Origin of the sequence: Longimicrobium sp., from assembly GCF_036554565.1 — a bacterium.
GTDB lineage: Bacteria > Gemmatimonadota > Gemmatimonadetes > Longimicrobiales > Longimicrobiaceae > Longimicrobium.
In genome coordinates, this window is record NZ_DATBNB010000416.1 from 1 (window position 1) to 6,602 (window position 6,602).

Sequence of the window (6,602 nt, forward strand, 5' to 3'; positions counted from 1 at the left end):
GAGCGCCAGGGAGAAACGGTGGCGTTCCTGGGGCTGCTCGACTCCATTTCGCCGATCCTCGCGCAGCGCTCGGCCGCGCCCAGCGACCTCGCGATCGTGCTGGGCGCCGCAGGCCATGCCGCCGCGCGCGTGCGCCGCATCCTTTCCGTCTCGGCGGAGGAGTTGGAGCGCCTGTCGTGGGACGAGAAGATCGGCCGCGTGGTGGATCACCTCCAGGAGCAGGGCCCGGCTCTCCCGGGTCTGGACCGCGAGAGCCTGGGCGAGGAGTGCCGGGCGATGCGCGACCGCTTCACGAGCATGTCGGCCTACTTGCCCGGAACGCTGCGTGGCGCCGTCACCCTGTTCCGGGCGGCCGATTCCCCGGAAACGGCTGGCGTTTCGGCCGAGCAGGAGGAGTCGCGGACGCTGGGGTGGTCGGCGCTGTCATCGAGTCCCGTCGAGGTGCACCAGGTCCCCGGCAACCACATCACCATCACCACGGAGCCGCACGTGCGCGTGCTGGCGGATCTCGTGCGCGAATCGCTCGCGTCCGCGCGGCTGCGTGCCGGAGACGAAGCCGCCGCAAGCGCCTTCGCGGCGGCATGCGGGTCTGCGTTTACCGCGGCGTCAGGCGAATGCGGCTGACTACGCGCGCCTCGGCCTGGGCGCGGTCCAGGGGAATGAGCCAGAGGCGCCCCTCCCGCCACATCGCGTTCTGGTCGCGGTAGTGGTCGGAGAGGGGGTTGCCGCTCTGCCCGGTGGGGATCACGAACCCGCCGGAGCCGTCCACGTCGGCCATGTCGACCACGTGGCGCTGGCTGGCGCCGTACGCGTTCCGGAACGGCGGCTGGCGACTTCCGTATCCGCTGACGTTCACCGTGTGGAACGAGCCGCGGTTGGGGAACGGGCCGATGTTCAGGTTCAGCGCGCGGTCCAGCACGTTTACGATGCCCAGCGGGTGATCGATCGACGTCTGGTGAAGGTCGCCCCAGCGCTGCTCGCCCACGCGCTGCACGGCCGTCCTCATCGCCGTGGCGGCAAGCTCGTCGAGCGTCTCCGTCTCCCTCGTCGTCACGTCGTCCACCCACGGGCTCGTGCCGCGCTCCAGGATTCGCTCCAGCGTGGCGCGGGGAAAGTACATGCTGCGCCCCCGGAACTCGTCGTGCCCCACGCGGGTGCGCAGTTCCTCGAACCAGGTGTAGAAGAGCGCCGCGGCGCGTGAGTCCACCCGCGCCTCGCCGTTCCACCCCCGCAGCTCGCGCGCGGCGTCGGCAAGGCCGGCGCGCTCGGCCGCCTGGACGGCGCGGGGCAGGTGGCGCACGGCGAAGGCGTCGGTGACGTCCATCTGCTGGCGGAGCACGTCCGCCGCGGTCAGCCCGCGCCCGGCTTCCACCATCTGGCGGATCCGCATCGCGCGGTACGGCTCCGCCCAGTGGCTGGTGATGTGATGGGGATAGTCCGCGCCGGCCTGGCGGTTGTTGGCGGTGACGACGAACCCGTCCGCCGGGTCCAGCACGTGGGGGTGCTCGTCGAAGTCCAGAAAGCGCACCCACTCGCCCTCGTCCGTCCATCCCGCGACGGGAAGCACGCCGTCCCCGCCGCGGCGCACGGGGACGCGCCCGCCCATCCAGTAGCCGATCCGCCCCTCCACATCCGCGAAGACCACGTTCTGGTGCGGGTTGTTGAACCCCCGCAGCGCCTGGACGAACTCGCTTGCCGAGCGCGCCCGGTTCATCTCCAGCAGGGCGGTGATCTCGGTCGATGGCTCGTACGCGGTCCAGCGCATGGACATCACGCGGTTCCCGCCACGTTCGTCCACGTCGGAGAGGACGGGGCCGTGGCGCGTGCCGCGGACCTGGTGCACCACCGAGTCGCCGCCCTTCACGCGGATGGTCTCGCGGCGGACGGTGAACCGCGCCCACCCGTCCAGCGTGCGGTAGCGGGTGGCATCGGCGGAATCCACCTGCTCGACGTAGAAGTCCACGTCGTCCACCATGGCGTTGGTGTAGCCCCACGCCACGCGGTCGTTGTGGCCCGCGATGACGACGGGAACGCCGGGGAGCGTCATCCCGGTCACGTTGAAGCCGCCGCCGTGCAGCGCCGCCAGGTACCAGATGGCGGGCGCCCGCAGCGTAAGGTGCATGTCGTTGGCCAGGATGGGCTTGCCCGATCGCGTCCGGCCGCCGCCGATGACCCACGAGTTAGATGCGTGCGCCGCGGCCACGCCCTCCAGCAGGTGAAGGGCGAGCGGCGGGGCTTCCACGCGGGGAACGGGGCCCGAGACGCGCGGGGCCGGCTTGGGAGCCGCCGCGGGGGCCGCGCCGCCCTTGCCCCGCCACTGCGCGTCGGCGCCGACGATGGTGAGGGCCGAGTCGGGGTAGAAGGGCATCAGCTCGCGCCCCAGCTCCTCGCCCACACGGTCGATGGCCTGCTGCACGGCGAGCCCCACCTCCCAGTCCGCCAGGTCCCACGCCATGATCTTGGCGATCGACATGCTGTTGCGGACGGTCCAGGGCTCGGGCGCGAAGCGCAGCGTGACGAACTCCGGCGGCAGCGGGCCGGGATGGTTGCCGATCCACGCGTTCACGCCGTCGGCGTAGGCCTGCATCAGCCTGCGCTGCTCCGGCGTCAGCCGCCGCACGCTCTCCTCCGCCGAGTGGCCCATCCCCACGGTGCGCAGGAACTTGTCGGTCTCCACCAGCTGGGCCCCGAGGATTTCCGCCAGGCGCCCGTCGGCCACGCGGCGGAACATCTCCATCTGGAACAGCCGGTCCTGCGCGTGCACGTATCCCATCGCGCGGAACAGGTCCGCATCCGTCTGCGCCCACACGTGGGGCACGCCCAGCGAATCGCGCCACACCTCCACCGGCTGCTCCAGCCCGGCCAGCCGGCCGTCGCCGCCGGTGGACGCCGAACGCCCCAGCCACCATCGGCCACCCGCCGCGACGCACACGACCAGAACGACCAGCCCCAGGACCACGTAGGCGAGCTTCTTCAGCATGGAATGATCTTCGGAACGCTGGACGGGGCAGGGGAGACGGCGGCGGACGGAAGAGAATGCGGAGACGGCGGCGCACGGTCAAGCGGCCCGCCCATCAGGCGATGGGCGGGCCGCCGTCGTGGATCAGATCGCCGCGGGCGGGCTGCCGCGGCCTCCGAGCAGCGTGTACCCCTCCGAGCGGGCGACGTACGTGGCGGCGGTGATGTCTCCCGCCACGTTCAGCGTGGTCCGGCACATGTCGAGGATGCGGTCCACGCCCAGGATGATGCCGATGAGCGCGGGGTTCACACCGATGGACGCCAGCATGACGATGATGAAGGGAATGGAGCCCGACGGCACCCCCGCCGTACCGATGCCGCCCAGGATGGCCATGTAGGCGATGGTGATCTGCGCCCCCAGCGACAGGTCTACCCCGGCGATCTGCGCCAGGAAGAGCACCGTGACACCCTCGTACAGCGCCGTCCCGTTCTGGTTGGCCGTGGCGCCCACCGTCAGCACGAACGAGTTGATCTCCGGCGGCACGCCCAGGTTCTTTTCCGTCACCCGCAGCGCGGTCGGCAGGGTGGCATTGGACGACGAGGTGCTGAACGCCGTCATCATCACCGTCTTGATCCGCTTGAAGAACTCCAGCGGCGGAATGCGCGACAGCAGGGCGACCGAAATGGAGTAGACGCCGAACATCTGCAGCGCCAGCCCCAGCAGCACCGTGGCCATGAACCAGGCCAGCGTGCCCAGCAGCTCCAGCCCGAACCCGGCCGTGTTGGCGAAGAGCAGGGCCGCGACGGCGTAGGGGGCCATCTTCATGATCAGCTCGATCAGCTTCACCGAGATGTCGAACAGCGCCTCCATCACCTTGATGAAGGGCGCCGCCACGGTGGGCCTGACGAGGGTGGACGCCACGCCCAGCGCCAGGGCGAAGAACATCACGTGCAGCAGGTTGGGCGTTTCTCCCGCCGCCGCGGCCACCGGGTTGGCGGGAACGATGGTTTCTACCACCTGGGTCAGCACCGGCTTCTTCGCCGCGTCGTTTCCCGTCGCCGCCTCCACCCGCTTGGCGGCGTCCTGCCCGTAGCGCGCCTCCAGCCCCGCGGCGGTGGCGGCGTCGATGCGCTCGCCGGGGCGGATGGTGTTGGCCAGCGTAATGCCGATCGCCACGGAGATGGCCGACACCACCAGGGTGTAGCCGAACGCCTTGGCGCCCACGCGGCCCAGCTTGCGGATGTCGCCGATGCCTGCGACGCCCACCACCAGGGCCGAGAAGACGAGCGGCATCACCACCATCAGCAGCAGCCGCAGGAAGAGCGCGCCGATGGGGGAGGCTACGTTGTTCACCGTCCACGCCAGCCCTGGATGGTCCGCGCCGAGGGCGGCGTTGGCGCCCAGCCCCGCCGCCGCGCCGATCACCAGCCCCAGCAGGATCTTGGTGTGGAGCGGCATGCCGCGCGGCTTGTCGGGCGTGCGGTCGTCGAGGTCCGTCGACAGTTCGCGCTCGAACGCGTCCGGCGCCGGGAGAGAGGGCTCGTGGCTGTCGGTCATCGGTGCTGGAGTACCCGTTGTGAAACGAAACCGGCCCGGTGTACCCGGGCCGATCCGGAACTGCCCCGCACGGGCCGATGCATGCCGCGCGCCGGGCGAAAGGGAATTGAGCCCCGCTCATACCCGCGCGGCGGCCGGAGAAGTTCCGTCCAGGGTTCCTGCTGTGAATGCGTACGCGCCGAGCCGCACCTTGAGAGGCGCACGACGGGCGCGTTATCTTACGCCTTTCCGAGCCGAAGCCAAGCCCTCGCCCGACGGATCCATGCGCGCCGACGAAATCCGCTCCCGCTTTCTGGACTACTTTGCCCGCCAGGGGCACGCCGTGCGGCCGTCGTCGTCGCTCGTTCCGGGAGACGACCCCACGCTGCTGTTCACCAACGCGGGGATGGTGCAGTTCAAGAAGGTGTTCCTGGGGATGGAGGAGGCGCCGTTCACCCGCGCCGCCACCAGCCAGAAGTGCGTCCGCGCCGGCGGCAAGCACAACGACCTGGAGGCGGTGGGCGTCACCGCGCGGCACCACACCTTCTTCGAGATGCTGGGCAACTTTTCGTTCGGCGACTACTTCAAGCGCGACGCCATCCGCTTCGCCTGGGAGCTGCTGACCGAGGAGTTCGGCATCCCTCGCGAGCGGCTGTGGGTGACGGTGCACCACACCGACGACGAGGCGCGGCAGCTGTGGCTGGAGATTGCCGGCATCAGCCCCGAGCGCGTCTTTGGGCTGGGCGACAAGGACAACTTCTGGCAGATGGCCGATACGGGGCCCTGCGGCCCCTGCTCGGAAATCCACTTCGACCTGCGCCCCGAGGGGCGTCGGGGCACCGAGGTTTCGCGCGAGGAGTTCGAGGAGCTGGGCGAAAAGGGCGAGTTCCTGGAGATCTGGAACCTGGTCTTCATGCAGTTCGACCGCGACGCCGACGGCGAGCTTCACCCGCTTCCCGCGCCGTGCGTAGACACGGGGATGGGGCTGGAGCGCCTTGCCTCGGTGCTGCAGGGTGTGGACGCCAACTACAAGACGGACCTGTTCGCCGACGTGATCGCCCGCGCGGTGGAGGTCGTGGGCGTGCCCTACGAGTACGACACGCCACAGGGCGTATCCTACCGCGTGCTGGCGGACCACGGGCGCGCCACGGCGTTCCTGCTGGCGGATGGCGTCTTTCCGTCCAACGAGGGCCGCGGCTACGTGCTGCGCCGCATCCTGCGCCGTGCCGTCCGTCATGCGTACCTGCTAGGCCGCCGTGCGCCGACGCTGGTGGAAGTGGTCGAGGCCGTCATCGACCGCATGGGAGTGACGTTCCCCGAGCTGCTGGGCCGCCGCGAGTACATCGTCAGCAACACGCGGGCGGAGGAGGAGCGCTTCCTGGCCACGATCGACGCCGGGATCAAGCTCTTCGACCAGCTGGCACCCGCGGGCGGCAGCGGGACCATCGCCGGCGCGCAGGTCTTCAAGCTGTACGACACCTTCGGCTTTCCGGTGGACCTGACGGAGCTGATGGCGCAGGAGCGGGGCTACGCGGTGGACCTGGAGGGCTTCGAGCGCGAGCTGGGCGCCCAGCGCCACCGCAGCCGCGAGGACCGCAAGGCGTCGGGCATCGGCGTGGAGGCGGACGCGTTCGCCATGGGCTGGGAAGAGGTGCCGGGCGACACGGCCGACCAGGACTTCGCCGCCTACCGCGCCACCGCCGCACAGACCGACATCCTGGCGTTCCGGCGGATGGAGGACGGTCGGATGGCGCTGCAGCTGCGCGAGAACCCGTTCTACGCCGAGAGCGGCGGCCAGGTGAGCGACCGCGGCCACGTGCGCGGCGAGGGCTGGTCGATGACGGTGAACGAGGTGCGGAAGGTGGCGGGCCGTGTGGCCGTCGTGGGCCCGGTGGAGGGCGACTTCATCCCCGGCCCGGTGACGGCCGAGGTGGACGAGCCGCCGCGGCGCGACACCGAGCGCAACCACACGGCCACGCACCTGCTGCACGCCGCCCTGCGCCGCGTGCTGGGCGACCACGTGCACCAGCAGGGCTCGGTGGTGGAGCCCGCCCGCCTGCGCTTCGACTTCGCGCACACGGGCCCCATGACGCAGGCGGAGATCGCC

Annotated in this window: 4 protein-coding genes; 2 read left to right on the forward strand and 2 right to left on the reverse strand. The window is 70.6% G+C overall.

Annotated features, from left to right (window positions below; all coding sequences use genetic code 11):
• A partial coding sequence (locus VIB55_RS11340; protein WP_331876773.1) for a hypothetical protein occupies positions 1 to 624 on the forward strand: 624 nt, incomplete at its 5' end.
• Here VIB55_RS11340 and VIB55_RS11345 read toward each other — a convergent pair.
• Positions 596 to 2,980 carry a penicillin acylase family protein gene (locus VIB55_RS11345; protein WP_331876774.1) on the reverse strand — a complete coding sequence of 795 codons (2,385 nt, stop codon included), beginning with the start codon at positions 2,978 to 2,980 and terminating at the stop codon, positions 596 to 598. The genes VIB55_RS11340 and VIB55_RS11345 overlap by 29 nt on opposite strands.
• A 123-nt stretch (positions 2,981 to 3,103) precedes the next feature.
• Positions 3,104 to 4,516, reverse strand: a complete 1,413-nt coding sequence (locus tag VIB55_RS11350; protein ID WP_331876775.1) for a dicarboxylate/amino acid:cation symporter — start codon at positions 4,514 to 4,516, stop codon at positions 3,104 to 3,106.
• Positions 4,517 to 4,778: 262 nt separating this feature from the next.
• Between VIB55_RS11350 and alaS the strand changes: the two genes are divergently transcribed.
• A partial coding sequence (gene alaS / locus VIB55_RS11355) for an alanine--tRNA ligase (protein ID WP_331876776.1) occupies positions 4,779 to 6,602 on the forward strand: 1,824 nt, incomplete at its 3' end.

Bases quoted from the DNA above. Each gene is read 5' to 3' on its own strand.
- VIB55_RS11345 (WP_331876774.1), bottom strand. From the start codon at position 2,980: ATGCTGAAGAAGCTCGCCTACGTGGTCCTGGGGCTGGTCGTTCTGGTC.
- VIB55_RS11350 (WP_331876775.1), bottom strand. From the start codon at position 4,516: ATGACCGACAGCCACGAGCCCTCTCTCCCGGCGCCGGACGCGTTCGAG.